Source organism: Halomonas daqiaonensis (genome assembly GCF_900109725.1).
Classification (GTDB): Bacteria; Pseudomonadota; Gammaproteobacteria; order Pseudomonadales; family Halomonadaceae; genus Halomonas; species Halomonas daqiaonensis.
In genome coordinates this window covers 1-23,857 of record NZ_FOBC01000014.1, presented here as the reverse complement: position 1 = coordinate 23,857, position 23,857 = coordinate 1, and the positions used below count along the sequence as shown (strand labels likewise).

Sequence of the window (23,857 nt, the reverse complement as noted above, 5' to 3'; positions counted from 1 at the left end):
ACCGACAGTCGAGGAGCCTTGTTCCCGTGAATGTGCTGATGTTCACCAATACCTACCTGCCCATCGTCGGCGGGGTCAGCGAATCGGTGCAGCGGCTCAAGCGTCAGCTGCTGGCCGCCGGTCACCGGGTACTGGTGGTGGCACCGCGCCTGGAGGGGCAGCCGCGGGAGGAACACGACGTGATGCGGGTCATGGCGGTGCAGCACTTCAACGGCAGCGACTTCTCGCTGCCGGTGCCGATTCCCGGCCAGCTCCAGGAGGCGATAGAGTCCTTCGATCCCGATATCGTCCATGCCCACCACCCCTTCCTGCTGGGCGATACGGCCGCCCGCGCGGCGGAGACCTACGGCCTGCCCCTAGTCTTCACCCATCACACCCTCTACGAGCAATATACCCACTACGTACCCGGCGACTCGCCGCGCATGCAGCGATTCGCGATGGCTCTCGCCACCCAGTACACCTGGCTGTGCGACGAAGTGATCGCGCCAAGCGAGAGCATTCGTGACCTGCTGCTTGGGCGCGAGGCCAATCCGCGTATCAGCGTGGTGCCGAGTGGCGTGGATACCGTGAGGTTTGCCAGTGGCGACGGGGATAACTGGCGAGATCGACTCGGCATCCCGGAAGCCGCCCTGGTGATCGGTCACCTGGGGCGTCTGGCGCTGGAGAAGAACCTGGCATTCCTGGCCGAGGCGGTGGCCGAAGCGCTGGTGCGCGAACTCGGGGCGCATTTCCTGGTGGTAGGCGAGGGCGAGGCCCGCAGCGATATCCAGGCCCTGGCCGAGGCCCGGGGCGTAGCGGGTCGCCTGCACTTCACCGGTCGCCTTCAGGACCAGGCGCTGATCGATGCCTACCACGCCATGGATGTCTTCGCCTTCGCCTCCCACAGCGAGACCCAGGGGATGGTGGTGGCCGAGGCCATGGCGGCAGGCCTGCCCGTGGTAGCCATCGATGCCCCCGGGGTACGCGAGGTGGTGGTCGATGGCCGCAACGGTCGGCTGCTTGCCGAGGATGACGTCGATGCCATGGCCGAAGCACTGGTCGCCCTGGCGGATTACGACGTCCGCTTGCCGCTGGCAGAGGCCGCCCTCGAGACTGCCGCGGACTATGACGAGGCACGCTGTTCCGAGCGTTGTCTGGCGGTTTATCGCCGCGCGATTGCTCGGGGTGGCCCCTTCACCCATGCCGACGAGGGGGGCTGGGAGCGGGTGCGCTACCGGCTGGGGGCCGAGTGGCAGATGCTATGCTATCGTGGCCGCCTTTTGCGCCACCTGGTGCAGGAGGAATGGGAGCAGGAGCGACCCGCCTGGTGGCCCGGCCACCATGCAGAGGACGAGAGCGAGGTGCCGCGGAAGTAGCCGCTGTCAGCTGGCGCGGCGACGCCGATCCGCCCAGTGCTTGAGGCCGGCCAGCAGGCTGATTCCCGCCAGCAGGCCCCCGGCGGCCCAGAGCAGTTCGCCGCGGCTCTCGGCGGTGGCCAGCTGGCCCAGTTGGCTGCCCAGCAGGGTGACCCCGGCCAGCCCCGGCGCGATGCCCAGCAGGGAGCCGATCATGTAGTCGCGAAAGCGCAGGTGGAAAGCCCCGGCCATCATGTTGGTCAGGGTGAAGGGCGCCAGCGGCAACAGGTTGATCAAGGTCATGGTACGAATGCCCCGGCCGGCGAGGTAGCGCGACAGGCCTCGCAGGTGCTTGCCACCGTGGCGTATCAGCGCCTCGCGGCCCAGCCGGCGGCCTACCCACCAGGTCAGCATCGAGGCCGTGAGTGTGCCCGCCAGGGCATGGGCAAAGCCCCACCAGGGACCGAACAGCAGCCCGGTCAGCGCCACCAGCAGGCTGAGTGGAAACATCACCAGCGATGCCCCGGCATAGACGGCCATCACCACCAGTACCGCCCAGGGTGCGTCGCGCCAGGCCAGGGACCCCTGGACCAGGTGCTGCAGCGTGGCGAGGGTGAGCAGGTTTTCGCTGGCCAGCCACTGCCAGCCGGCGGCCAGGCCGGCTAGCGGGATGAGAGCGATCAGCGGGAGCAGGAGCGGACGGGGCATGCAGACGGGCGCCTTGGCGGCTGGGGAAGGCTACAGCATACGGGCACGGTGCAGGCCGGCCAATGGCGCACGCTCGTAGGGGTCAGAGCTCGAGGGCCTCAGGGGCACTTCCTGAACCAGTCTCCTTACCCGCGCGCGGATGCGTTGATTGCTAAATGCCCCGGAGCGGTTAAGGTCAATCCATGGCGTTCGTCTGCGCCGGTCCCCATCATCGAGGAGAGACACCATGGTCACCCTGACGATCAACGGCAGCGAGCTTGAGCTCGATGTGCCGGACAACATGCCGCTGCTCTGGGCACTGCGTGACGTGGCGGGCCTGAAGGGCACCAAGTTCGGCTGTGGCATCGCCGAGTGCGGTGCCTGTACCGTCCACCTGGATGGCGAGGCGACGCGCTCCTGCGTGACGCCGGTCTCCGCCGTTCAGGGCCGCCAGGTGACCACGATCGAGGCCATGGCCGAGGATGCCGTGGGCCAGCGAGTGCAGGAGGCCTGGCTCGACCTCGGCGTGGCCCAGTGCGGATACTGCCAGGGTGGCCAGATCATGAACGCCACGGCACTGCTCAAGAACACGCCGAAACCCGATACCCAGGAAATCGTCGATGCCATGGCCGGCAACCTGTGTCGGTGTGGTACCTACAATCGCATCCTGGCAGCCATTGAACGGGCCGCGGACAAGGAGGCCAACTCATGAGCCGCTTGGACGATAGACTCTTGCTCGCCAACGTCAGCCGCCGGGGTCTCCTGAAAGGCCTTGCTGGCGGCTCGGCGTTATTGCTGGCCGCCCGCTGGGATCTGGGGCTGGCCAATGAACAGGCCCAGTTCGGCGCCGGTGCCATGCCCGGTGGCTGGGTGGATAACCCGAATGTGTTCATTCACATCGATTCCGATGGCGTGGTCACTATTGTCAACAACCGTGCCGAGATGGGCCAGGGTATCCGTACCAGCCTGGTGATGGTGGCGGCCGACGAACTGGGTGCGGACTGGGACCGGGTTCGCGTACAGCAGGCGGAAGCCGACCAGGACAAGTACGGTAACCAGAATACCGATGGCTCCCGCAGCATGCGCCACTGGTATGACCCCATGCGCCGTGCCGCCGCCGCTGCCAGGCTGATGCTCGAGCAGGCCGCGGCCGACCAATGGGATGTCCCCGTGCATGAGGTGCGGGCCGACATCCACAAGGTGGTGCATACCGCCACCGGTCGGGAGCTCGGCTTTGGTGAGCTCGCCAAGGTGGCGCGGGAGCTGGATGTTCCTGGCCGCAATGATCTGGTTCTCAAATCCGACAGCGAACTGCGTTTCATCGGCAAGGAATCCGGACTGATCAATGGCGAGCTGACATCCGCCTATCCCAAGGCCATCGACGGTGAAGACATTGTCACCGGCAAGGCGGTATTCGGCGCGGATGTGGACCTGGAGGGCACCCTCTACGCGGTCGTCGCCCGTCCCCCCGTCTACGGCGCCAAGGTAAAGAGCGTCGATGACAGCGAGGCGCTCGACGTCACCGGGGTCAGGAAGGTGGTGCGCATCGAGGGCACCGGCCAGCCTGCGGCATTCAACCCCTTAGGTGGCGTCGCCGTGGTGGCCACCAATACCTGGGCCGCCATGCAAGGCCGCAGGGCCCTGAAGATCGAGTGGGACACCGCGCCGGCGGGAAACAATGCCGATTACACCTCGGACGCTTACCGGGAAGCCCTGGAGCAAGCGGCGCAATCCCCCGGTAAGGTCATCCGCCAGACCGGCAATGTCGAGGCCGCCCTGGAAGACGCCGACCAGCGGGTGTCGGCGACCTATTACATGCCCCATATGGCACAGGCTCCGATGGAGCCGCCGGTGGCGGTGGTGGTGATCAAGGACGGCAGGGCAGAGGCCTGGGCGCCGATCCAGAACCCCAGGGCGACCCGCGAGGGTATCGCGGGACTGCTGGAGATGGATCTGGAAAACGTCATCGTTCATCAGACCCTGCTTGGCGGCGGCTTCGGTCGCAAGTCGAAACCCGATTTCGTGATCGAGGCGGCGGCAGTGGCCAAGGAATTCGAGGGACAGCCCGTCAAGCTGCAGTGGTCCCGGGAAGACGATATCCAGCATGCCTACTTCCATGCCGTCTCGGTCGACCATCTCGAGGCCGGCCTCGACGCCGATGGCAAGGCGACCAGCTGGCGCCACCGGACCCTGTCTCCCAGCATTGCCTCGCTGTTTGCCCCGGACCCCAAGCACAAGGGGGAATTCGAGCTGGGCATGGGCTTCAATACCATGCCATTCAGTATTCCCGCCATCCGCCTGGAAAACCCGCCGGCGCCGGCCCATGTCCGCATCGGCTGGTTCCGCTCGGTCTACAACTTGCCCCACGCCTGGGCGATCCAGAGTTTCGCCCACGAGATGGCCGTGGCGGCCGGCAAGGACCACCGGGATTATGTGCTGGACCTGCTCGGTCCCGACCGGGAAGTCCATAACCTGACCGTCGGCGATGGCTGGAACTACGGTGAGGACCCCGATCAATACCCGATCGATGTGGCCCGCATGCGCCGGGTCATCGATCGCGCCACCGAGGAAGCCGGCTGGGGACGCGAGACCGGGGAGGGACGTGGCCTGGGCCTGGCCTTCCACCACAGCTTTGTCTCCTACACCGCCATCGTCTTCGACGTGGAAGTGAGTGAGGCGGGCGAACTGACTATCCACCGGGCGGACATTGCCTTCGACTGCGGGCCCCAGGCCAACCCGGAGCGAATCCGGTCACAGATGGAGGGCGCCTGCGTGATGGGCATCGGTATCGCCCTGCAGAGTGAGGTGACTTTCGAGGATGGCGTTGCCCAGCAGGATAACTTCGACACCTATCTGCTTCCACGTATGCCGAACGCGCCCAAGGTCGTCCGTGTCCATCTGATCGACAACCCCAACGATGCCATGGGCGGGGTGGGTGAGCCGGGTCTGCCACCGGTCGCGCCGGCCCTGTGCAACGCCATCTTCGCCGCCACCGGCAAGCGCATCCGACGCCTGCCGGTCGGCAATCAACTGGCAGGCTGAGCATGCGTCATCTCGACCTGCAGGTGGTCGACCAGGCACTGGCCTGGTTGCGCGAGGGTCGACGAGTCTGGCTCTGCACGGTGCTTGCCACCTTTGGCTCCTCGCCGCGGGAGCCGGGTTCCCTGCTGGTGGCCAGGGGCGACGGCCGGCATGTCGGATCGCTCTCCGGGGGCTGTGTCGAGGAGGACTTCCTCGCCCGCCTGCGTGATGGCGAGTTCGACGCCGGCCCTCAGACCCTGCGCTATGGCGATCCCGAGGGCCCGAGCGGGCCGCGTATTCGCCTGCCCTGTGGCGGTATCCTGGATGTGCTGATCGAGCCCCTGGAACCCGATGCCGCCTCTCTTAGCCACCTGGAGGTGATTCAGGCGACATTGCTGGGACAACGGCCGCTGGTCCGCCTGGTCGACCTGGCCAGCGGCCGCGTGCAGTTTGCCGAGGATGGCGGCCTGGGGCCTCGGGTCGAGCAGGAGCCCGGGGCAGGGAGGGTAAAGCTGCGCGTCGGTCCCGCGGCTCGGCTGATCCTCGCCGGCATCTCGCCGGTGGCGGATGCCTGTGCCGAGTTTGCCCAGACCCTGGGCTTCGAGGTGATCGTCTGCGACCCTCGCGAGGAAGCGCGGGCGGGATTCTGCGTGGAGGGCGTCGAGATTCATTCGGTATTGCCCTCGACCTTCATCGCCTCGGGCGCCTGCCATGCCGCCACCGCGGTGGTGGCGCTGACCCATGATCCACGCATCGACGACCTGGCGATGATCGAGGCGGTACGTACCCCGGCCTTCTATATCGGTGTGATGGGGTCGCGCAAGACCTCGGCGGCGCGCGCCGAACGCTTGCGTCGCTCGGGTGGCCTGGACGAGGAAGAGATGGCGCGGATACACATGCCGATCGGCCTGGCACTGGGCAGCAAGACCCCCGCCGAGATCGCCCTGGCGGTGATGGCCGATATCGTCCGCGTGCAGCGGGGCCGTTCCCGCGAGGCCCTTTGAGGCAACGATCTCTTTCAGCGAAATCCCCGCCAGCAAGACTCCTCTCGTGACTCAGGGCTGGCGGGCCAGTACCCGCAGGCGCGACTCGAGCATGTCGCGGTCGAGATAGGTGCCCTGCAGATGGCGCCGCCCGGAATTGGGGTCAAAGGCGCCACGGCCGTGCAGCACGCGGCGATTGTCGAAGGCGACCATCTCGCCCGGGGCCAGGGAGAACGCGATCTGGTGGCGCGGGTCGTGCAGCAAGTGCCAGAAACGGCGGTAGGCGCGGTACCACGCATCGATGGTCTCCGCGGGCAGGCGCAGGGTGTCGCGTATCCAGTTATTGAAGCGTACGTCCACGACCCGGCCTTCGGCGTTGCAGGTGAGGATCGGCGCGCGCACGGCGATATCCTGCTCCTCGTCCTGGAATCGGAAATCGATGGGCGTCTCGCTGAGCAGGCGAAAGGCCTCGGGGTCTTCCTGGCGCAGCACCTCGGCGACCTGGTAGCCATCGGCAAACTGCGACTCGCCACCTTCGGCGTCGTTCTCCAGGCAGTAGAGGAGCTGGATGTCCGGCGGCTGGCGCCAGTTGGGCAGGTCGCTATGCAGGGCCAGGCCGATGGCGGTATAGGCGGCGTTGTTGGGGTTGGGCTTGGACTGGACATCGAAGCGAGCGCCGAAGTTGGTGGCACGCAGCGGACCGATGCGCGTGGCCAGGCGGCTGACCTCCTCGTCGGCTAGCGGACCTTTCTCGAGCAGCACCAGGCCGTCGCGTAGCAGGGCTTCCAGCCAGGACCGTTCGCCCTCCACCGTGCCGACGAAGGCAGTGTGATCGACCCGCCTGGGGGTGAAGTCAGCGGGCCAGGGCCGCGGATGGGGCAGTGTTGGCGCAGGCTCGACTCCGGGGCGGCGCTGTTGCAGCCAGCCGCCGTCGAAGAGGCTCTCGTGGCCATCCTCCCAGGTGACATTCAGGTTGCCGTTCTCGACGCGGGCCTCGCGGGGGCGGGTCACGTCCTCCAGCGGCAGGAAGAGGCGCTCGCGGGTCAGCGCATGGCGACAGGCGCTGCAAGCGCAGTGGTCGCGTAGCCACATCCAGGGAAAACGCCCTGAATCGCCGTTTTCCCAGGTCAGTGTCATGCCGGCGTTGTCGGTGCGGCCGTCCTGCAGCGCGGGCGCCTCGGCATAGGAAACGAGTTCGCGCATATCCACGGATTCGGCGCTGACGGCGTGGGGGGTGGCAACGTTCATGCGGGACCTCCTCGTGTGTCGGGTCGTAGTTTATCGTGATCGAGTGCCCCAAGGATGATGATTGCCCCGGCGACTGACAAACGATTAATCTGACCCCTATGCCCAAGCACAGCTTATAGCGAGCTTTTTCATGAGCACCTTTCCTTGAGTGTCTTTTCTTGAGTACATCGCCTTGAGTTCCCTGCCTCCCTTGATCTGGCTGCAGGCCTTCGAGGCGGCCGCCCGTACACTGAGCTTCACCGCCGCCGGTCGTGAGCTGGGGGTGACCCAGGCGGCGATCAGTCAGCGTATCCGGCTGCTCGAGGACCGCCTGGGGCAGAAGCTCTTCGTTCGTCATCCGCGAAGTCTCACGCTCACACCGGCGGGCCAGGCATGGTTGCCCAGTATCCTCGACGGGTTCGCACGCATCGGTGAAGGCACCCGCGAGGTCTTCGGTAGCCTACCGGCACGCTCGGTGACGCTTCGCACCACACCGGTCATCCAGCAGCACTGGCTGGCGCCACGGCTGCTGGCCTTCCATCGTGCCCACCCGGCGATCGCCGTGCGACTGGTCAGCGCCATCTGGTCCGGTGAGTTCGGTCCCGAGGGGGCGGATATCGAGATCCGCTACGGACACGCTGGCTGGTTGGGCATGGAGGCACTGTCGCTGGGGGACGAGAGCCTGTTGCCGGTGTGTGCTCCGGCGCTGGCACGCTGCCTGGGCTCACCCGCCGATCTGGCGGGATTGACCCTGCTGCATGCGGCAGGCTTTGCCGTGGGCTGGCCGAACTGGCTAGAGCATGCCGGAGTGGTCGGTCTCGACCAGCAGTGCCCGGCGCTGACCTGCGACAACCAGGCCATGACCCTGGCGCTGGCCAGCCAGGGCGGGGGTGTGGCATTGATACACTGCCGCCTGTTCGAGCGTCGTGATGACCTCGTGGCGCCGTTTGACCTGGCTGTGCCCACCGACGAGAGCTTCTGGCTGGTACGTCCGGAACGTGGCCAGCGTCAGGATGAGGCGTCGCTGCTGTGGTCGTGGCTGTGCCGCGAGGTGGACGCTGACTCGGGTTGAGGCATCGCGACGGGCGAGCAGCGTGACAGGGGATCCTGACGGAAATAGCGCACCAGCAGGTCATGGAGCGCGGGATAGGCTTGCTGCAGCACGTCTGGGGCCGTGAAGAAATGCTCGCAGCAGACCGCAAAGCACTCGCCGGGGTGGGTGGCCGCGTAGTCGTCGATGGGCGTCGGTTCGCCTTGCGCCAGGCGCGCCTGGAGGTCCTCCCAGACGGCCATGAAGACTCGGTGCCATTCTCTGGGATCGATCTCCTGCGGCAGGGGCGGGAAGCCGTCCACATCCAGGGAGTTGCCCAGGTCGAGCTTGTGGGCCAGCTCGTGGATCAGCACGTTGAAGCCGGTGAAGTCGCCGCTCTCCATGAGGTCGGGAAAGGAGACCACCACCGGCCCCTGGTGTGAGGTCTCGCCGGCCCGCTCGTCGACGTACTCGTGGACCACACCGGCCTCGTCCATCTCCTCCACCTTGCGTCGGAAGGCCTCCGGAAGGATGAGGATCTCGTGGACATTGGCGAACGCCTCCTGGTGCTCCTCTTCATCCCAGCCCAGAGTCAGCAGGCAGGCCTGGGCGGCCAGGGCGAGTTGGGCCGGCAGGTCGAAGGATGTTCTCTCGGCGAGTTCCGGATGCAGGCTGACGTGTTTGGCATGCAGCAGGCGCCAGGCCCGCCAGCCGAGACGTGCTGCCTCGTCATCGGAAAGCGCCGCCAGGAGTGGCAGGCGGGCGCGGGCTTCGCGCCACTCGGCTTCGGGCAGCGGGTGGCGGGCCTCGAAGCGCGCCGCTCGCCAGCGGCGCAGGCGGTCCAGCATCGCCTCAGCTCTCCTCAAGGTCGGCTCCGGACTTCCACGACCAGTCGCGCCAGCGTAGGTCGAAGAGGTCCTTGCGGCGGTCCTTGAGGTTGGTCACCGAGCCTTCGGCCCTCACCACGGTCAAGCGGGTCAGGTCGAGGTCCGAGAACATGATCATCTCGGTATTGGGCGTGGTCTCCGAGAGCACGGCATCGTGGGGGAAGGCGAAGTCCGAGGGCGAGAAGACCGACGACTGGGCGTACTGGATGTCCAGGTTCTCGATGGAGGGCACGTTGCCCACACTGCCGCACAGCACCACGTAGCACTCGTTCTCGATGGCCCGCGCCTGGGCACAGTGGCGCACCCGCAGGTAGCCATTCTTGGTGTCGGTCCAGAAGGGCACGAAGAGGATGTCCATGTCCTGGTCGGCGAGCAGGCGCGAGAGTTCGGGAAATTCCACGTCATAGCAGATCTGGATGCCCACTCGGCCGGCATCGGTCTCGAACACCAGCAGTTCGTCGCCACCCTCGATCACCCAGTCGCGGCGCTCCTGGGGCGTGATGTGCAGCTTGGCCTGGCGCTCGATGCTGCCGTCACGATGGCAGAGGTAGGCGATGTTGTAGAGGCGGTCGTCCTCGCCCACCTCGATCATCGAGCCGGCGATGATGTTGATGTTGTAGGAGACCGCCATGCGCGACAGCTCGGTCTTGAACCGTTCGGTAAAGCCGGCCAGGAAGCGCACGGCGGCCATCTGGTCCTGCTGGGCGGCACGGTCCTGCAGGCCCATCAGCGGGGCATTGAACAGCTCAGGGAAGACCGCAAAGTCGCTCTTGTAGTCGGAAAGCGCGTCGACAAAGTACTCCACCTGTTGCAGCACCGCCTCCACCGAGTCGAATTCGCGCATCTGCCACTGCACGGCGCCGACCCGTACTTGGGTAGGACGGTTCTCCAGCACCCGTTCCGCCGGCTCGAAGAGGATGTTGTTCCACTCCAGCAGGGTGGCATAGCCCTGGGATTTCTCATCTTCCGGCAGGTACTTGCGCAGCAGGCGCTTGACCTGGAAGTCGTTGGCCAGTTGGAAGGAGAGAATGGGATCGTGGATCTCCTTACGGGCCACCTTGTCGAGGTACTCGGCCGGGGATAGCTCCTGGGCATGCTCGTGATACTGGGGGATGCGCCCACCGGCGAGTATCGCCCTGAGGTTCATGGAGCGGCAGAGTTCCTTGCGCGCCTCGTAGAGGCGCCGACCCAGCCGGTAGCCGCGATAGTCCGGGTGGATCAGCACGTCGAGCCCGTACATGGCATCGCCATCGGCGTCGTTGAGGATGGTCTCTCGCTTGCCGATCAGGTCGTCGTAGCGGTGTGGATTGGAGAAGGTGTCATAGTCCACCAGTGCGGTCAGGGCCACGCCGACGATGATCTCGTCATCCTCGATGACGATCTGCCCGTCGGGAAACTCCTTGATCAGCTTGTCGATGGTGGGTTTCGGCCAGGCGCCGCCGATGTCGTCGTAGACCCGGTCCATCAGGGTCTGAAGCTGTGGATAGTCGTCCGGGGTCAGGTTACGCAGGTTGAGGTGCAGGTCGTCGAGGGACATGAAGCGTCCTTTTTTGTGTCAGGAGGTAATCTCGCAGCAGTCTAACATGCTCAGCGTGGGCCCCTGTCGAGGTGCGTCGGCGCTGCTGGCAGCCTTTTCAGTGGCCGGGTCAGGGTCTGGGCCATGATCACCCCGGCAAGCACCAGGGCCCCACCGACCAGGTGGAACAGCGCGATCCGCTCACTGAGGAAAGCCATGGCGATCAGTGCGCTGAACAGTGGCATCAGGTTGATGAAGATGCTGGCCTGGCTGGCACCGATCTGGCGGATGGCTCGCATCCACAGGAAGGTGGTGATGATCGAGGCGGGAATGCCCGCATAGAGGATCAGCCAGACGTTGTGACCATCCACCGGGGTCATGGGGCCTATCAGGTAGCCGGGCAGCAGGAAGAGGGTGGCAAAGGCCGCCTGGAGGTAGAGCACCACCCAGGGTGGCATGTCCAAGGGCCAGCGCTTGAGCATCACCCCGTAGAGGGCGTAGCAGGTGGCGGCCACCACCATCAGTGCATCGCCGGGGACGACCTGCAGCTCGAGCAGCGACCGCGGGTCGCCGTGCCCCAGCAGAACCGACACCCCGACCAGTGCCAGCACGCCGCCGAGGGTGCCACCGAGGCTCGGCGCCTCGCGCAGGATCAGCGCACTGAGCAGCACGGTCAGTAGCGGAACCATGGCGGCCAGGATGCCCATGTTGGTGGCCGAGGTGGTCTCGGCGGCCACGTAGGCCAGGCCCTGCCACATGGCCATGCCCAGCAGTCCCAGCAGGGCGAGCTTCGGCCACTGGCGGCGGATGGCGTCGCGATGGCGCCAGGCCAGGGGCAGTACGAAGGGAGTTAGCACGGCCAGCGCCAGCACCCAGCGCAGGAAGGCGATGCTGCTGGGGGCGATGCTACCCACGGTGAGCTGGTTGATGGTCATGTTCCCTGACCAGATCAGCACGGCGCCCAGCGGGGGCAGGAAATGGAGCAATGGCATGGTGTGTCCTGCAGGCATTGAGTCGGTGGCCTCGTGCTGTCGGAGGCTTGAAGAGTCTGCATGGTAAGCTCATGATCCCCCACACCCCATCGTCAGAGGAAGTCTGCCATGAACGATCCCAAGGATCCGAAAGATCCAAGTGATCAGTCATCGCACGCAGCGAACAGCGACATGGATACGGACTATGTCGTTGGCCAGGATAATATCGAGGGGCAGTTGGGTCCCTTCGGCTTCGATATTCACAACCGGGTGTTTATTGTATCGGCGATTGCCTCGGTCATCTTCATCGTGCTCACCCTGCTGTTCCCTGAGCGAGCCGGGAACATGTTCCAGTCCATCGTCGCCTTCTCTACAGGTACGCTGGACTGGTATTTCATGATCGTGGTGGATTTCTTCATCCTGTTCTGCCTGGCACTCGTCGTGTTGCCTCATGGGAAGATCCGGCTGGGTGGCCCCGATGCTCGACCGGAATATGGTTATCTATCCTGGTTCTCTATGCTGTTCGCTGCCGGGATAGGCATCGGCCTCCTGTTTTTCGGTGTGCTGGAGCCGGTCTATCACGCCAACGTTTCCCTGCCACTGGGGATTCCCTCACCTTTCGGATCCGACGGAGAGCTGAACCCGGAGGCCATCGCCGAAGCAACCAACCTGGGTATTGCCGGCACCTACCTCCACTGGGGTATCCACGGCTGGGCCGTCTATGTGGTGATGGCCCTGGCGCTGAGCATCTTCACGTACAACAAGGGCCTGCCCTTTTCCATTCGTTCGGCGTTCTTTCCGATCCTTGGCGATCGTGTCTGGGGCTGGTGGGGACATGCGATCGACATCCTCGCGGTATTTTCCACCCTGTTCGGACTGGCAACCTCATTGGGCCTGGGGGCACAGCAGGCCAATGCGGGGATGAACTTCGTGTTCGGCCTGGAAGTGAGTACCGCCACTCAGGTCATCATCATTGTCCTGGTCACGGCGGTAGCCCTTGTATCGGTGTGGCGAGGACTCGAAGGTGGTGTGAAGAAGCTCTCCGAGATCAACATGTTCCTGGCCGTGCTGTTCTTCTTCTTCGTGCTGTTCGCCGGCCCGACCCTGGTCGCACTGAGCGGCTTCTGGACGGGGCTTACGACCTACGTGACGGAGTTCGCCGCGCTGTCGGCACCCTTCGGGCGTGACGACGACGCCTACCGTCAGGCGTGGACGATCTTCTACTGGGCCTGGTGGATCAGTTGGGCGCCGTTCGTCGGCATGTTCATCGCCCGGGTCTCGCGCGGCCGCACGGTCCGCGAGTTCGTGACCTGCGTGCTGGTGATTCCCAGCCTGTTCATTTTCGTCTGGATGGGCGTCTTCGGTGCCACCGCCCTCGATCAGCTTTACGCCGATCCCGCCAGCAGCCTGGTCAAGGAGTACGTGATCGACAACTACAGCCCCGAGCTGTCGTTGTTCGGCATGCTCAACGAGTTGCCGCTGACGGGGCTGATGTCCACCCTCGGGATCGTCCTAGCGCTGATTTTCTTCGTTACCTCGTCGGATTCGGGGTCGCTGGTGATCGATACCATCACCGCTGGCGGCAAGGTTGATGCACCCCGGACCCAGCGGATGTTCTGGGCATCGGTGGAGGGCTTGATCGCCATCGTGCTGCTGATCGGTGGTGGTCTGTCGGCGCTTCAGGCGGGGGTGACTGCGACGGCTATTCCGTTCTCCATCGTGATGCTGCTGATGTGTTACTCCATCGTCACGGCGCTGAATGGCGAGCTGTATCGCCTGCACGATTGATAAACGTCGCGCGTGTCATCGTGGCGAAACAGGCCCCCAAGTGGGGCCTGTCTTTTAGGAGGCAGTTGCCTCAGCCGATGGCGGCGACGCCGGCCTTGGCGACCTGGACATCCTGGTCCGGCTTGACACCGGAAATGCCGACGCTGCCGGCGACTTGCCCGTTGACGAGTACCGGTACCCCGCCGGCCAGCAGGGCCTTCAAGGGTGCCGTCACGAAGGCGGTCCGGCCGTTGTTGATCATGTCCTCGAAGACCTGGGTCTCCTTGCGCCCGATGGCGGCATTGCGTGCCTTCTCTGTGGCGACCTCGGCGCTGAAGGGCGGGGCGCCATCGAGGCGGCGCAGGCCGAGCAGGTGGCCGCCGTCGTCGGCCACGGCCACGGTCACGGCCCAGCTATTGGCCTGGGCTTCCTGCTGGGCGGCATCGAGGATGGCATTGACGTCATCCAGGGTCAGTACGGACTTGGTGTTCATCAGTAGGATTCCTTTATTTGAGTGAAGCTATAACGGATAGCAAGACTCGGGGCTGCCTCGTCGGCAAGCCTGCAGGGAGGCGCTGTGAATACATCCTTGTACGCTACCGACGCCATCCATGGCGTAGGACCTCCCCTTCGGCTTGCCAACGACGCCCCTCGCTATCAGTTCGAGGTAAGCATCATGCCAGTGCCTCATCGACGATTTCGATCCAGTGTCGCACCGGGGTGCGGTTGGCGCCGGCCAGGTGGGTCTGGCAGCCGATATTGGCGGTGACGATCACTTCCGGATTGCCGGCCTCGAGGTTGTCGAGCTTGTTGTTGCGCAATTGGGTAGCAAGCTCCGGCTGGGTGATGGAATAGGTGCCCGCCGAGCCGCAGCAGAGGTGGGCGTCCTGCACTGGAGTAAGCGCGAAGCCGAGCCGGCCGAGCACCTTCTCCACGGCGCCGCCCAGTTTCTGGGCGTGCTGTAGGGTGCAGGGACACTGAAAGGCGAGGCGGCGGCGCTCCTTCACTGCGAGGACGTCGAGATCCTCGTCCCGAAGCACTTCCACCAGATCCTTGGCCAGCTCGCTGATGCGCTCGGCCTTGTGCGCGTAGTCGGGGTCGTCGGCGAGCATCTCGCCATACTCCTTGACGAAGGCGCCGCAGCCGCTGGCGGTCTGGACGATCGCTTCGATGCCGGCCTCGCCCTCTTTCTTGCCCTCTTTCTCGATATGCGGCCACCAGGCGTCGATGTTGGCGCGGATGCGGGCGCGGCCATCGTCCTGGGCGTTGAGGTGGAAGTCGATGGCGCCGCAGCAGCCAGCTTCTGGGGCCGGGGTCAGGCCGATCCCCAGTTGATCCAGCACCCGCGCGGTGGCGGCGTTGGTGTTGGGCGATAGCCCGGGCTGTACGCAGCCCTCGAGGATCAACATCTGTCGCGCATGGCGCTTGCCCTTGGGGCGGGTGCCCGCATCCACCGGGGCCGGGGGCATCTTGTCCCGGAGTGACCCGGGCACCAGCGGACGGAAGGTCTGGCCCAGCTTGAGCAACGCCTTGAAGCGCCCGGGCTCCACCAGCGCCTTGCGCAGTCCGTAACGGAGGGCGCGGTCGGCTGGCTTGCGAGGCACCCGCCGCTCGATCTCGGCACGGCCGATGTCGAGCAACTTGTGGTATTCCACCCCGGAAGGGCAGGTGGTCTCGCAGTTGCGGCAGGTGAGGCAGCGATCGAGGTGCAGCCGGGTCTCCTCGGTGACCTGGGTGTCGTCTTCCGGGCTCTCTAGCATCTCCTTCATCAGGTAGATGCGCCCGCGCGGGCCGTCACGCTCGTCGCCCAGCAGCTGGTAGGTGGGGCAGGTGGCATTGCAGAAGCCGCAGTGCACGCAGGTGCGCAGCACCCGATCGGCCTCGCGGATATGCGGTTTCTGGAGGTCTTCCTCGGTAAAATTCGTCTGCATCTCAGAGCTCCGCGTAGAGTCGGCCCGGGTTGAAGATGCCCTTCGGGTCCAGCTGGGCCTTCAGGTTTCGATGGTACTTCGCCACCACCGGTTCCAGCGGCATGAAGGGATCGGGCTGGCCCGATCCCTCGCGGGACCCCAGGCAGGTGGCGTGGCCGCCGGCACGGGCGCAGGCCTCGCGAATGGTGTCGGCGGCCAGGTCGCTGCGCAGCCAGCGCTGGGTGCCGGCCCAGTCGTGGAGCACGTCTTCTTCCGCGACGCCGGCAAGCGCCAGGGGAGGCGTGTTGTGGGGCAGCGACAGGCGCCACAGGGCGCGGGCATCATCGCGGGAGAAGAACGCCAGTGTCTGCTCGCGAAGTGCCGTCCAGAAATCCGAGTCCAGCTCTTCGCCACCCAGGCGCTCGCGGGTGGCGGCGACCGAGCTGGGCCCACCCTCCAGGCGCAGATGCAGGGCGCCGGCGTGCCAGGCGGCGGCGGTAATGGGCAGTGGCTGGCGCCCCCACTCGGCAAGCTTCGCCTGGGCATCTGGAAGCGGCATCTCGAGGCGCAGGCTGTGGCAGGCCCCGGGCCGGGGCAGCACCTTGAGCGAGACCTCGGTGATCAGCCCCAGGGTCCCCTGGGCGCCGACCATCAGCCGCGACAGGTCGTACCCGGCGACGTTCTTCATCACCTCACCGCCGAAGCGTTGCTGGTGTCCCTCGTGGGTGATGACCCTAGTGCCCAGCACGAAGTCGCGCACGCTGCCGGCCCAGGGCCGGCGTGGGCCAGAGAGGCCGGTGGCGACCATGCCGCCCACTGTGGCGTCCGTTCCGAAGTGGGGCGGCTCGCAGGCAAGCATCTGGCCGTTGTCGGCCAGTGCAGCTTCCAGTTCGGCCAGCGGCGTTCCGCTGCGCACCGAGACGATCAGCTCCACCGGATCGTAGGTGGTGATGCCGCGATGCTCGCGGGTGGAGAGTGGCTCGCCGTCGACAGGGCGGCCGTAGAAGGCCTTGGTATCGCTCCCGACGATGCGCAGCGGGCTGCCCTCGTCGGTGGCTCGGCGAACGCGTTCGCCGAGCGCCTCGCTGATGTCCTGGTCGGTCGATTGGGGTCGTGTCTCCGCCATGGGAAATCCTCAGAATCGGGGCAGCTCGGGGTGCGGGAGTTCATTGTTGTGCACGTGCATGGCACCGAACTCGGCGCAGCGGACGAGGGTGGGGATGTTCTTGCCCGGGTTGAGCAGGCGATCGGGGTCGAAGGCCGCCTTCACCGCATGGAAGGTGGTCAGTTCCCCCGGGTTGAACTGGGCACACATCTGGTTGATCTTCTCGCGGCCCACGCCGTGCTCGCCGGTGATCGAGCCACCGACCTCGACACATAGCTCGAGGATCTTGCCGCCGAGTTCCTCGGCCTGCTCCAGTTCGCCGGGGCGGTTGGCATCGAAGAGGATCAGCGGGTGCATGTTGCCGTCGCCGGCGTGGAAGACGTTGGCGACCGGCAGGCCATATTCCTCGGAGAAGTCGGAGATGCCCTTCAGCACCCGCGGCAGCTCGCGTCGCGGGATGGTGCCGTCCATGCAGTAGTAGTCCGGCGACATGCGGCCCACTGCCGGGAAGGCATTCTTGCGCCCGGCCCAGAAAGTGGCGCGCTCGGCCTCGTCGCGGGCCTGCTGGATGCCGGTGGCTCCGGCCTTCTCGAGCACCGCGCGCACGGTGGCGCAGTCGTCGTCGACGTCGGCTTCCACCCCATCCAACTCGCAGAGCAGGATGGCCTCGGCTTCCACCGGGTAACCGGCCTTGACGAAGTCCTCGGCGGCACGGATGGCGAGCTTGTCCATCATCTCGAGCCCGCCGGGGATGATGCCTGCGGCGATGATGTCGCCCACTGCGCCGCCTGCCTTCGCGACGTCATCGAAGCTGGCCATGAGCACCTTGGCGGTCTCGGGCTTGGGCAGCAGCTTGACGGTGATCTCGGTGACCACGCCGAGCATGCCCTCTGAGCCGTTGAACAGGGCGAGCAGGTCGAGTCCCGGGGCGTCCAGCGCCTCACTGCCCAGGGTCATGCGCTCGCCCTCGATGGTGATCACCTCTACCTTCATGACGTTGTGCACGGTCAGCCCGTACTTCAGGCAGTGCACGCCGCCGGCATTCTCGGCGACGTTGCCGCCGATGGAGCAGGCGATCTGCGAGGAGGGGTCCGGCGCGTAGTAGAGACCATAGGGCGCCGCTGCCTCGGAGATGGCCAGATTACGTACCCCGGGCTGCAGACGGGCGATGCGGGCATCCGGGTCAACGTCGAGGATGCGATTGAAGCGCGACATCACCAGCAGCACGCCCTTCTCCAGGGGCAGCGCGCCGCCGGAGAGCCCGGTGCCGGCGCCGCGGGTCACCACCGGCACGCCCAGGGCGCGGCAGCGCTTCATCAGCGTCTCGACCTGCTCGAGGGTCTGGGGCAGGGCGACCAGCATGGGCAGCACGCGGTAGGCGGCCAGGCCGTCACATTCGAAGGGGCGCAGGTCCTCCTCACGGTGCAGCAGGGTCAGTCCGGGCGCGGCCTCTTGCAGGTCGGCTAGCACCTCGGCCTTGTCGATTGCCGGCAGCTCGCCGTCGAGCCGCTCGTCATAAAGGATGTTCATAAGGCTTCCTCGCTGGATGGCCCATTATCCGCGTGGGCCGGGAAGATGACCGATGGTGGTCTCCAATCTGGGCTTTCTTGGCGGATGTGTCCAGACCCTGGGTTTCTGGTAAGACCAGCTGTGGGCATGTTAATGGAAAAGATTTCCAGAATATACCCTCGCACCGCAGTACGATATTCCTCCGAGGACAAGGACACAGCCCCCATGGCCAGGCCATGGGGGCTGTGTCGGTGCGTCCGGCGGCGATCAGCCGAGAGCGAGCAGCGGATCCGAGATGTCGAAGACATAGAAGGCCAGCAGGCCGATGATACCGGCGAAGGTCACGTAGTAGATCGTCGGCAGGATCGTCTTGCGGATGGTGATACCTTCCCTGCCAAGTAGCCCCACGGTAGCGGAGGCCGCGACCACGTTGTGAATGGCGATCATGTTGCCCGCCGCCGCCCCCACGGCCTGCAGTGCGACCATCATGGCGGTGGAGACGCCGAGTTGCTGTGCCACGTTGAACTGGAAGTCCGAGAGCATCAGGTTCGACACCGTGTTGGAGCCGGCGATGAAGGCGCCCAGCGCACCCACGGCAGGGGCAAAGAGGGGGTAGATGTCACCCACGCTGTCGGCGACCAGCCGTGCCATGGCTACCGGCATCGAGACTAGGTCGGCGGCATTGACGCCGGAGTTGATCAGGATCCGCACCATGGGAATGGTGAAGATCAGCACGAAGCCAGCCCCCAGCAGTGTCCTCGTGGATTCGCCGAAGGCGGCCTTGAGCTCGCCAAGACGCATGCGATGCATGACGGCGGTGATCAGCACCACCAGCAGCAGGATGCCGCCGGGCAGGTAGAGCGGTTGGATGCTGCCGGAGACGCCGGCTTCACCGAGGATGTTGCTCCAGCCGAAGCTGAAGGATGTCAGGGCCTGCTTGAGCGGGTCGAAGACACGGGAGGCCACCAGGAAGAGTGCCAGCAGGCCGTAGGGTACCCAGCCCATGAAGGTGGAGATCGGAGCCTTGCCGACGACGTCGTCCAGCTTGATCTCCAGGGAGCCGATCCAGTTATCGGGCCAGGCCGATTTCTCCGGGAAATCCCAGTTCTTCTTGGGCAGCAGGAAGCCCCGGCGAGCGGCTGGAACCACGATGGCAAGGCCGACACCGGCCCCGATCAGCGACGGGAACTCCGGTCCGAGCAGCACCCCGGCCAGCATGTAGGGCACCACGAAGGCCACGCCGGTGAAGAGGGCAAAGGGGGTGATCTCCAGGCCTTCCTTCCAGGATTTGTTGGCGCCGAAGAACCGCACCATGATCACCACCATGATCAACGGCATGAAGACGCCGACGATGCCGTGTACCACCGCCACCTCGGCTCCGATCAGATGGTAATAGTCCTGCCAGGTCGCGCCGCCGGCCTCGAGCAGTTCGGTGATGCCGATACGGTCGACCCCACCGGTGACACCGACCACGATGGGGGTGCCTGCGGCGCCGAAGGAAACCGGAGTGGACTGGATCATCATGCCTACTACCACGGCCGCCAGAGCAGGGAAGCCGAGCGCCACCATCAGGGGTGCCGCAACGGCCGCGGGGGTGCCGAAGCCGGATGCCCCCTCGATGAAACAGCCGAAGAGCCAGGCCACGATGAGGGCCTGGACGCGGCGGTCGGGACTGATGCCCGAGAAGCCGTTGCGGATCGCCTTGATGCCCCCCGAGTGTTTCAGGGTGTTGAGCAGCAGGATGGCACCGAAGATGATCCAGAGGATGGCGACAGTCAGGATCAGGCCCTGGATGGTGGAGGCAAGGACGCGGGTAAAGCTCATCTGCCAGGCGAGCAGGGCAATCAATGCCGAGACCACGAAGACCACCGGCATGGCGGTTCTGGCGGGTAAGCGGAAGCCGATCAGCAGGACCCCGGCCAGCACAAGGGGTACGAAGGCGAGCAGCGCGAGTGTCGTTTCGTTCATGAATGGGTTCCTTTCGAGTTGGAACGGTGGGTCACGGAACTGTTTTTCTTTCGAGACCCGGGAAGCGTGTTCCGAGACCTAGAAAGAGTGGCGCAACATAAGCGCAATCGCCGGCGTTGACCACTTATGGTAAATTGGTATTACCAATAATAAGATAACGAAAGTGCTTCGGGTTTTCCCGATAAGGGTCGATAAATCAAATGCTTTTGTGACTTTCCCGTATGTGGGGCGCTTTCGGGTTCGCGCGAGACATTAGACTAAAAGACAGGACGTCGTCGTCGCCTGCGATGGCGTTGGCGGTGTCCGACAAAGGCTGGCACTATCGAGGCAGACCCATGACCGGATACCAGGAGGCGGCATGACACGGGTGCTTTACGATCTTTGCGGCATCGATGAGGAACTGCGCTTCTCGCCCTACTGCTGGCGAGTACGCTATGCCCTGGCCCACAAGGGGCTGGAGGTGGAGACGCGGCCCTGGCGCTTCACCGAGAAGCAGGCCCTGGCCTTCGCCGACCATGACAAGGTGCCGGTGCTGGTCGATGGCGATACGGTAGTGGTCGAGAGTTACGAGATCCTGCGCTATCTCGACCGCACCTATCCCGAGGCGCCGCTGTTGGGCGAAGGGCTGGCCGAGACGCGTGGGCACTTTTTCAAGCACTATACCGAGCGCTCGCTGGCCCCGGCGATGATGCGCACCATCATCATGGACCTGCTCAATGCTATCCATCCCGACGACCGGGCCTACTTCCGCGAGACTCGCGAGAAGCGCTTTGGGCGGGCACTCGAGGAGTTCCACTCACCGGCCAAGGGGCTGGCCCAACTGGATGCCGCCCTTGAGCCGCTGCGCGGCCAGCTCAAGAACGCTGACTTCCTCGACGGCGAGGCCCCGGCCGGTGCCGACTACCTGGTCTTCGGCAGCTTCATGTGGGCACGTTGCGTCTCCAGCGCGGACCTGGTTTCCAACGCCGACCCGGTTCACGCCTGGATCGAGCGCATGCTCGACCAGCATGGGGGCCTGGGACGCCAGGCCCTGCGCATCACCGACATCGAGGGGGCCTATCGTTGAGGCGATAAGCCCTCGCCTGCTCCTTGCGACGCCCGGCTCCGGCCGGGCGTCGTCGTTCATGGCCGACGGCGTCGCGCAGGATTCATAGGGTGTACCTCTTGGGTTTACCTCTTGATAGGGGCGCCTGATATCTTCACTCGGGATGTTGCGCTGCACAAAAAGGCCTGCTATGTTGCAATGCAACGCAGGGCGACAGGCTCAGTGTCCCACCACAGACGGAGGTGTTTCATGAGCAAGGCAACTACCCAACAGGCTACCGAACAGTTCGAGTCCATGTTCGTGGCACCCGCACGCAGCTTCGGCGCCCTCAACCTCGATTACACCGAGAAGCTGGTCGCCGCCCAGTTCGACGCGATCCGTGCCCTGGCCGACATGGGCATGGCCCAGGCTCGCGGCTGGCTGGATGTCCGTGATGCCGACAGCCTGAAGGCGGTCGTGGAGTCCCAGCAGAAGGTCGGTCAGGACATGGGCGAGCGCCTGCGCGGCGACGCCGAGAAGGTCATGAGCCTGAGCCAGGAGTATGTCCAGAAGAGCCAGAAGCTGGCCGAAGACGGCGTCAAGGCCGCCACTACGGCAGCCAAATAAGGTCCTGGGCTATCGAGCATGGCAAGCGCCGGCCTCGGCCGGCTTTCACGGGTCGTCTCCCTCGGGTGGCGCCCGTGTTCTTTTTTGTGGGCCCCCTTGGGCCCTCAGCCGTGTTCGCTGCCCAGCAGCTTGATGACCTCCTCATCCTCCACCTGCGCGAAGTCGGCGAAGAACTGCCCTACCGCCTGAAAGTTGCTGGACACTTCCAGGCAGACCACTTCGTCGGCCAGTGTCTCGAGCCGTGCCACGGTATCGGGTGGCGCCGCTCCCATGGCGGCAATCAGCGTCTGTGGACCCCGCGATCTCAGGGTGCTCAGAGCCGCTGCCATGGTAGCGCCGGTAGCACTGCCGTCATCCACCACCACGACGGTGCGTCCCTCAGGGTCGATGGGGGCCCGCACCGGGGTATAGCGACGGCGGCGCTCCTCGAGCAAAGCTCGTTGTCGCTCCGTCTCGCGATTCACCGCTTCCTCGCGAAAGTGATGCCGCGCTATCTCTTCCAGCGCTACGTTGCCATCCTCGCTGACCGCGCCGATGGCATATTCGGGATTGCCCGGTGCCCCCAGCTTGCGCACTAGCACCACGTCCAGGTCGCCCTCAAGGGCATCGGCGATCAGCCGACCCATGGGCACTGCACCTCGTGGGATGGCCAGGATCAAGGGATCATGCCCCTTCAGATGGGAGAGTCGCTGGGCGATGCGCTCGGCGGCATCGAGGCGATCACGGAACATAATGGTGCTCCTGACGCGAAATGTTCATTCCTAGTGTAGGTCGACACGTCTCCCGTCGAAACGCTCGTCCGCCAAAGGTGTCGTCCGTGCCGGACAACTTCCTCACTCAGCCGACACGGGCTTCCAAACGGAAGCGGGCGATGCGGTTGATCTGCTCGATGGCGGTTCGGCGCTCCTTGGCCGGATCGTTGGGCAGGCGTGCCTCGAAAGCGGCAAGGATGGCGTGGCGGTCGCTGCCCTTGACGGCCATTACGAAGGGGAAGTCGAATCTCGCCTTGTAGTCGGCGTTGAGGCGCTCGAAGCGGGCCAGCTCCTCGGGCGTGCACTGGTCGAGGCCGGCGCCGGATTGCTCGCGGGTGGAGTCATCGGTCAGCTCGCCGGCGACGGCCGCCTTGCCGGCGAGGTCCGGGTGGGCACGGATCACCTCGAGCTGGCGTTCGGGACTGGCCTCGCGGAGCACGGCACCCATCACGTCGACGAGCCCTTGCGGGGTGTCCTCCGCAGGGGATAGGCCGCGCTGCCAGGCAAGCTCGGCGATCCAGGGGGAGTGCTCATAGATATCGCCGTAGTGGGCCACGAAGGCCTGCTGGTCAAGCTGGCTGGGGCGCGGGGTGAGGATCTTGTCGGTCATCCTGGGGGCTCCTCTGCTGGGTCTTGCGGCCTGGCGGCGCACGCAACGGCAGGCTGGTCGTGGCAAGGTGATCGAGGGATATCGGTGTTTTTCCGTAAAGTGTATACAAAAAATATTTGAAATGTACCCTGATAAAAGATAAAACTGCCTTCATTATGCTGCCACGCTCAGCGTGGCAGCATCAGGCATGTTCCGACCCGCAAAGGAGGCACCCATGGGATACCTGACCACTCATGTGCTGGATACCGCCCAGGGCCGCCCCGGCCAGGGCATCCGCATTGAGGTCTTCCGTCTCGAGGGCGAGACCCGCACCCGACTCAAGGATGCCGTCACCAACGATGACGGGCGTTGCGATGCACCTCTCCTGGAGGGTAACGACTTCATGGCCGGCGAGTACGAGCTGGTTTTTCATGCCGGCGACTACCTGCGCGGCCGGGGCGTCGAGGCCGAGGAGCCACGCTTTCTCGACGTTATCCCGCTGCGCTTCGGGGTGGCCGATGCCGGACAGCACTACCACGTGCCGTTGCTGCTCTCGCCCTATAGCTATTCCACCTACCGCGGCAGCTGAGGGGCACGACCAACGCCCTAGCAGGCTGTCGGGTTTTCGATAACGTCGTGCGATACTCGCATCATGCCGCCATCACCGGAACGACGCCATGAGCCGCTTCATCCCTGTTGACCGCCAGACCGACTATCTTCTGCCGCCTTCCGTGGATGAGTGGCTGCCCGATGACCACCTGGCGCGCTTCGTCGTGGAGGTGGTCGAGCAACTGGATCTCTCGGCACTGACGCGTCGCTACGCCGGCCGGGGGCACAAGGCGCATCACCCGGGTGTACTGCTGAGCCTGCTGGTCTACGGCTATGCCACCGGGGTGTATTCCAGCCGCAAGATCGAGCGCGCCACCTATGACTCCGTGGCCTTCCGCTAC

Annotated in this window: 22 protein-coding genes; 10 read left to right on the top strand and 12 right to left on the bottom strand. The window is 65.1% G+C overall.

Features of this window, described 5'->3' with window-relative positions; translation table 11 throughout:
• The first annotated feature begins 26 nt into the window (after positions 1-26).
• Positions 27-1,355: a glycosyltransferase gene (locus tag BMY30_RS11895; protein WP_089713955.1), complete on the top strand. Its 1,329-nt coding sequence runs from the start codon at positions 27-29 to the stop codon at positions 1,353-1,355.
• A 6-nt stretch (positions 1,356-1,361) separates the two neighbouring features.
• On the opposite strand, the gene BMY30_RS11890 is transcribed toward BMY30_RS11895, so the two are convergent.
• Positions 1,362-2,042, bottom strand: a complete 681-nt coding sequence (locus BMY30_RS11890) for a TVP38/TMEM64 family protein (RefSeq protein WP_089713954.1) — start codon at positions 2,040-2,042, stop codon at positions 1,362-1,364.
• A 226-nt stretch (positions 2,043-2,268) separates the two neighbouring features.
• Between BMY30_RS11890 and BMY30_RS11885 the strand changes: the two genes are divergently transcribed.
• Genes BMY30_RS11885 through BMY30_RS11875 form a run of 3 tightly spaced genes read left to right on the top strand, consistent with a single transcriptional unit; the run spans position 2,269 to position 6,046 of the window.
• On the top strand, positions 2,269-2,733 hold the full coding sequence (locus BMY30_RS11885) for a (2Fe-2S)-binding protein (RefSeq protein ID WP_089713951.1): 465 nt from the start codon (positions 2,269-2,271) through the stop codon (positions 2,731-2,733).
• Positions 2,730-5,063 (top strand): xanthine dehydrogenase family protein molybdopterin-binding subunit, encoded by a 2,334-nt coding sequence (locus BMY30_RS11880; protein ID WP_089713950.1) that lies wholly within the window; start codon positions 2,730-2,732, stop codon positions 5,061-5,063. Before BMY30_RS11885 ends, BMY30_RS11880 begins: the two co-directional genes overlap by 4 nt.
• A gap of 2 nt (positions 5,064-5,065) precedes the next feature.
• Positions 5,066-6,046, top strand: coding sequence for an XdhC family protein (locus BMY30_RS11875; protein ID WP_089713948.1), 981 nt, complete (start codon positions 5,066-5,068; stop codon positions 6,044-6,046).
• 51 nt (positions 6,047-6,097) lie between these two features.
• Here the strand turns inward: BMY30_RS11875 and BMY30_RS11870 are convergent, their stop codons facing one another.
• On the bottom strand, positions 6,098-7,273 hold the full coding sequence (locus tag BMY30_RS11870) for a TauD/TfdA family dioxygenase (RefSeq protein ID WP_089713946.1): 1,176 nt from the start codon (positions 7,271-7,273) through the stop codon (positions 6,098-6,100).
• Positions 7,274-7,445: 172 nt separating this feature from the next.
• Between BMY30_RS11870 and BMY30_RS11865 the strand changes: the two genes are divergently transcribed.
• Positions 7,446-8,324, top strand: a complete 879-nt coding sequence (locus BMY30_RS11865; protein ID WP_089713944.1) for a LysR family transcriptional regulator — start codon at positions 7,446-7,448, stop codon at positions 8,322-8,324.
• On the opposite strand, the gene BMY30_RS11860 is transcribed toward BMY30_RS11865, so the two are convergent.
• The 3 genes from BMY30_RS11860 to BMY30_RS11850 are packed head-to-tail and all read right to left on the bottom strand — an operon-like array spanning position 8,261 to position 11,677.
• Complete coding sequence (locus BMY30_RS11860; protein WP_089713941.1) at positions 8,261-9,130, bottom strand: M90 family metallopeptidase; 870 nt, start codon at positions 9,128-9,130, stop codon at positions 8,261-8,263. The genes BMY30_RS11865 and BMY30_RS11860 overlap by 64 nt on opposite strands.
• A gap of 4 nt (positions 9,131-9,134) precedes the next feature.
• Positions 9,135-10,706 carry a bifunctional GNAT family N-acetyltransferase/carbon-nitrogen hydrolase family protein gene (locus tag BMY30_RS11855; RefSeq protein WP_089713939.1) on the bottom strand — a complete coding sequence of 524 codons (1,572 nt, stop codon included), beginning with the start codon at positions 10,704-10,706 and terminating at the stop codon, positions 9,135-9,137.
• Between the two features lie 50 nt (positions 10,707-10,756).
• Positions 10,757-11,677, bottom strand: coding sequence for a DMT family transporter (locus BMY30_RS11850; RefSeq protein ID WP_089713937.1), 921 nt, complete (start codon positions 11,675-11,677; stop codon positions 10,757-10,759).
• 108 nt (positions 11,678-11,785) lie between these two features.
• On the opposite strand from BMY30_RS11850, the gene BMY30_RS11845 reads away from it, so the two are divergent.
• Positions 11,786-13,444, top strand: a complete 1,659-nt coding sequence (locus BMY30_RS11845; RefSeq protein ID WP_089713935.1) for a BCCT family transporter — start codon at positions 11,786-11,788, stop codon at positions 13,442-13,444.
• A gap of 70 nt (positions 13,445-13,514) precedes the next feature.
• On the opposite strand, the gene BMY30_RS11840 is transcribed toward BMY30_RS11845, so the two are convergent.
• The 5 genes from BMY30_RS11840 to BMY30_RS11820 all read right to left on the bottom strand — a co-directional run bounded on the left by BMY30_RS11840 (position 13,515) and on the right by BMY30_RS11820 (position 19,915).
• The gene (locus tag BMY30_RS11840; protein ID WP_089713933.1) at positions 13,515-13,916 is read right to left on the bottom strand and encodes a GlcG/HbpS family heme-binding protein; all 402 of its coding nucleotides are present in this window, start codon (positions 13,914-13,916) and stop codon (positions 13,515-13,517) included.
• Positions 13,917-14,097: 181 nt separating this feature from the next.
• A complete protein-coding gene (gene glcF / locus BMY30_RS11835) occupies positions 14,098-15,354 on the bottom strand; it encodes a glycolate oxidase subunit GlcF (RefSeq protein WP_089713931.1) in 1,257 nt (418 codons plus the stop codon).
• A gap of 1 nt (position 15,355) precedes the next feature.
• Positions 15,356-16,459, bottom strand: a complete 1,104-nt coding sequence (glcE, locus tag BMY30_RS11830; protein ID WP_089713929.1) for a glycolate oxidase subunit GlcE — start codon at positions 16,457-16,459, stop codon at positions 15,356-15,358.
• A 9-nt stretch (positions 16,460-16,468) separates the two neighbouring features.
• Positions 16,469-17,968 carry a glycolate oxidase subunit GlcD gene (gene glcD, locus BMY30_RS11825; RefSeq protein ID WP_089713926.1) on the bottom strand — a complete coding sequence of 500 codons (1,500 nt, stop codon included), beginning with the start codon at positions 17,966-17,968 and terminating at the stop codon, positions 16,469-16,471.
• Positions 17,969-18,214: 246 nt separating this feature from the next.
• Positions 18,215-19,915, bottom strand: coding sequence for an L-lactate permease (locus BMY30_RS11820; protein WP_089713924.1), 1,701 nt, complete (start codon positions 19,913-19,915; stop codon positions 18,215-18,217).
• Between the two features lie 358 nt (positions 19,916-20,273).
• Between BMY30_RS11820 and BMY30_RS11815 the strand changes: the two genes are divergently transcribed.
• Both BMY30_RS11815 and BMY30_RS11810 read left to right on the top strand, forming a co-directional pair.
• Positions 20,274-20,981, top strand: a complete 708-nt coding sequence (locus tag BMY30_RS11815; RefSeq protein WP_089713922.1) for a glutathione S-transferase N-terminal domain-containing protein — start codon at positions 20,274-20,276, stop codon at positions 20,979-20,981.
• 228 nt (positions 20,982-21,209) lie between these two features.
• Complete coding sequence (locus BMY30_RS11810) at positions 21,210-21,566, top strand: phasin family protein (RefSeq protein WP_089713920.1); 357 nt, start codon at positions 21,210-21,212, stop codon at positions 21,564-21,566.
• A gap of 104 nt (positions 21,567-21,670) precedes the next feature.
• Here the strand turns inward: BMY30_RS11810 and BMY30_RS11805 are convergent, their stop codons facing one another.
• On the bottom strand, positions 21,671-22,297 hold the full coding sequence (locus BMY30_RS11805) for a phosphoribosyltransferase (RefSeq protein ID WP_089713918.1): 627 nt from the start codon (positions 22,295-22,297) through the stop codon (positions 21,671-21,673).
• 106 nt (positions 22,298-22,403) lie between these two features.
• The gene (uraD, locus tag BMY30_RS11800) at positions 22,404-22,928 is read right to left on the bottom strand and encodes a 2-oxo-4-hydroxy-4-carboxy-5-ureidoimidazoline decarboxylase (RefSeq protein ID WP_089713916.1); all 525 of its coding nucleotides are present in this window, start codon (positions 22,926-22,928) and stop codon (positions 22,404-22,406) included.
• Positions 22,929-23,142: 214 nt separating this feature from the next.
• Between uraD and uraH the strand changes: the two genes are divergently transcribed.
• Positions 23,143-23,496, top strand: a complete 354-nt coding sequence (gene uraH / locus BMY30_RS11795; protein ID WP_089713914.1) for a hydroxyisourate hydrolase — start codon at positions 23,143-23,145, stop codon at positions 23,494-23,496.
• Between the two features lie 88 nt (positions 23,497-23,584).
• A partial coding sequence (locus BMY30_RS11790; protein WP_139195519.1) for a transposase occupies positions 23,585-23,857 on the top strand: 273 nt, incomplete at its 3' end.

Excerpts from the sequence above, each read along its gene's own strand:
- BMY30_RS11860 (WP_089713941.1), bottom strand. The coding sequence starts at position 9,130 with ATGCTGGACCGCCTGCGCCGCTGGCGAGCGGCGCGCTTCGAGGCCCGC.
- BMY30_RS11870 (WP_089713946.1), bottom strand. The coding sequence starts at position 7,273 with ATGAACGTTGCCACCCCCCACGCCGTCAGCGCCGAATCCGTGGATATG.
- BMY30_RS11890 (WP_089713954.1), bottom strand. The coding sequence starts at position 2,042 with ATGCCCCGTCCGCTCCTGCTCCCGCTGATCGCTCTCATCCCGCTAGCC.
- glcF (WP_089713931.1), bottom strand. The coding sequence starts at position 15,354 with ATGCAGACGAATTTTACCGAGGAAGACCTCCAGAAACCGCATATCCGC.
- BMY30_RS11820 (WP_089713924.1), bottom strand. The coding sequence starts at position 19,915 with ATGAACGAAACGACACTCGCGCTGCTCGCCTTCGTACCCCTTGTGCTG.
- BMY30_RS11850 (WP_089713937.1), bottom strand. The coding sequence starts at position 11,677 with ATGCCATTGCTCCATTTCCTGCCCCCGCTGGGCGCCGTGCTGATCTGG.
- BMY30_RS11845 (WP_089713935.1), top strand. The coding sequence starts at position 11,786 with ATGAACGATCCCAAGGATCCGAAAGATCCAAGTGATCAGTCATCGCAC.
- BMY30_RS11885 (WP_089713951.1), top strand. The coding sequence starts at position 2,269 with ATGGTCACCCTGACGATCAACGGCAGCGAGCTTGAGCTCGATGTGCCG.
- BMY30_RS11805 (WP_089713918.1), bottom strand. The coding sequence starts at position 22,297 with ATGTTCCGTGATCGCCTCGATGCCGCCGAGCGCATCGCCCAGCGACTC.
- BMY30_RS11840 (WP_089713933.1), bottom strand. The coding sequence starts at position 13,916 with ATGAACACCAAGTCCGTACTGACCCTGGATGACGTCAATGCCATCCTC.
- uraH (WP_089713914.1), top strand. The coding sequence starts at position 23,143 with ATGGGATACCTGACCACTCATGTGCTGGATACCGCCCAGGGCCGCCCC.
- glcE (WP_089713929.1), bottom strand. The coding sequence starts at position 16,459 with ATGGCGGAGACACGACCCCAATCGACCGACCAGGACATCAGCGAGGCG.
- BMY30_RS11875 (WP_089713948.1), top strand. The coding sequence starts at position 5,066 with ATGCGTCATCTCGACCTGCAGGTGGTCGACCAGGCACTGGCCTGGTTG.
- glcD (WP_089713926.1), bottom strand. The coding sequence starts at position 17,968 with ATGAACATCCTTTATGACGAGCGGCTCGACGGCGAGCTGCCGGCAATC.
- BMY30_RS11880 (WP_089713950.1), top strand. The coding sequence starts at position 2,730 with ATGAGCCGCTTGGACGATAGACTCTTGCTCGCCAACGTCAGCCGCCGG.
- BMY30_RS11815 (WP_089713922.1), top strand. The coding sequence starts at position 20,274 with ATGACACGGGTGCTTTACGATCTTTGCGGCATCGATGAGGAACTGCGC.
- BMY30_RS11810 (WP_089713920.1), top strand. The coding sequence starts at position 21,210 with ATGAGCAAGGCAACTACCCAACAGGCTACCGAACAGTTCGAGTCCATG.
- uraD (WP_089713916.1), bottom strand. The coding sequence starts at position 22,928 with ATGACCGACAAGATCCTCACCCCGCGCCCCAGCCAGCTTGACCAGCAG.
- BMY30_RS11855 (WP_089713939.1), bottom strand. The coding sequence starts at position 10,706 with ATGTCCCTCGACGACCTGCACCTCAACCTGCGTAACCTGACCCCGGAC.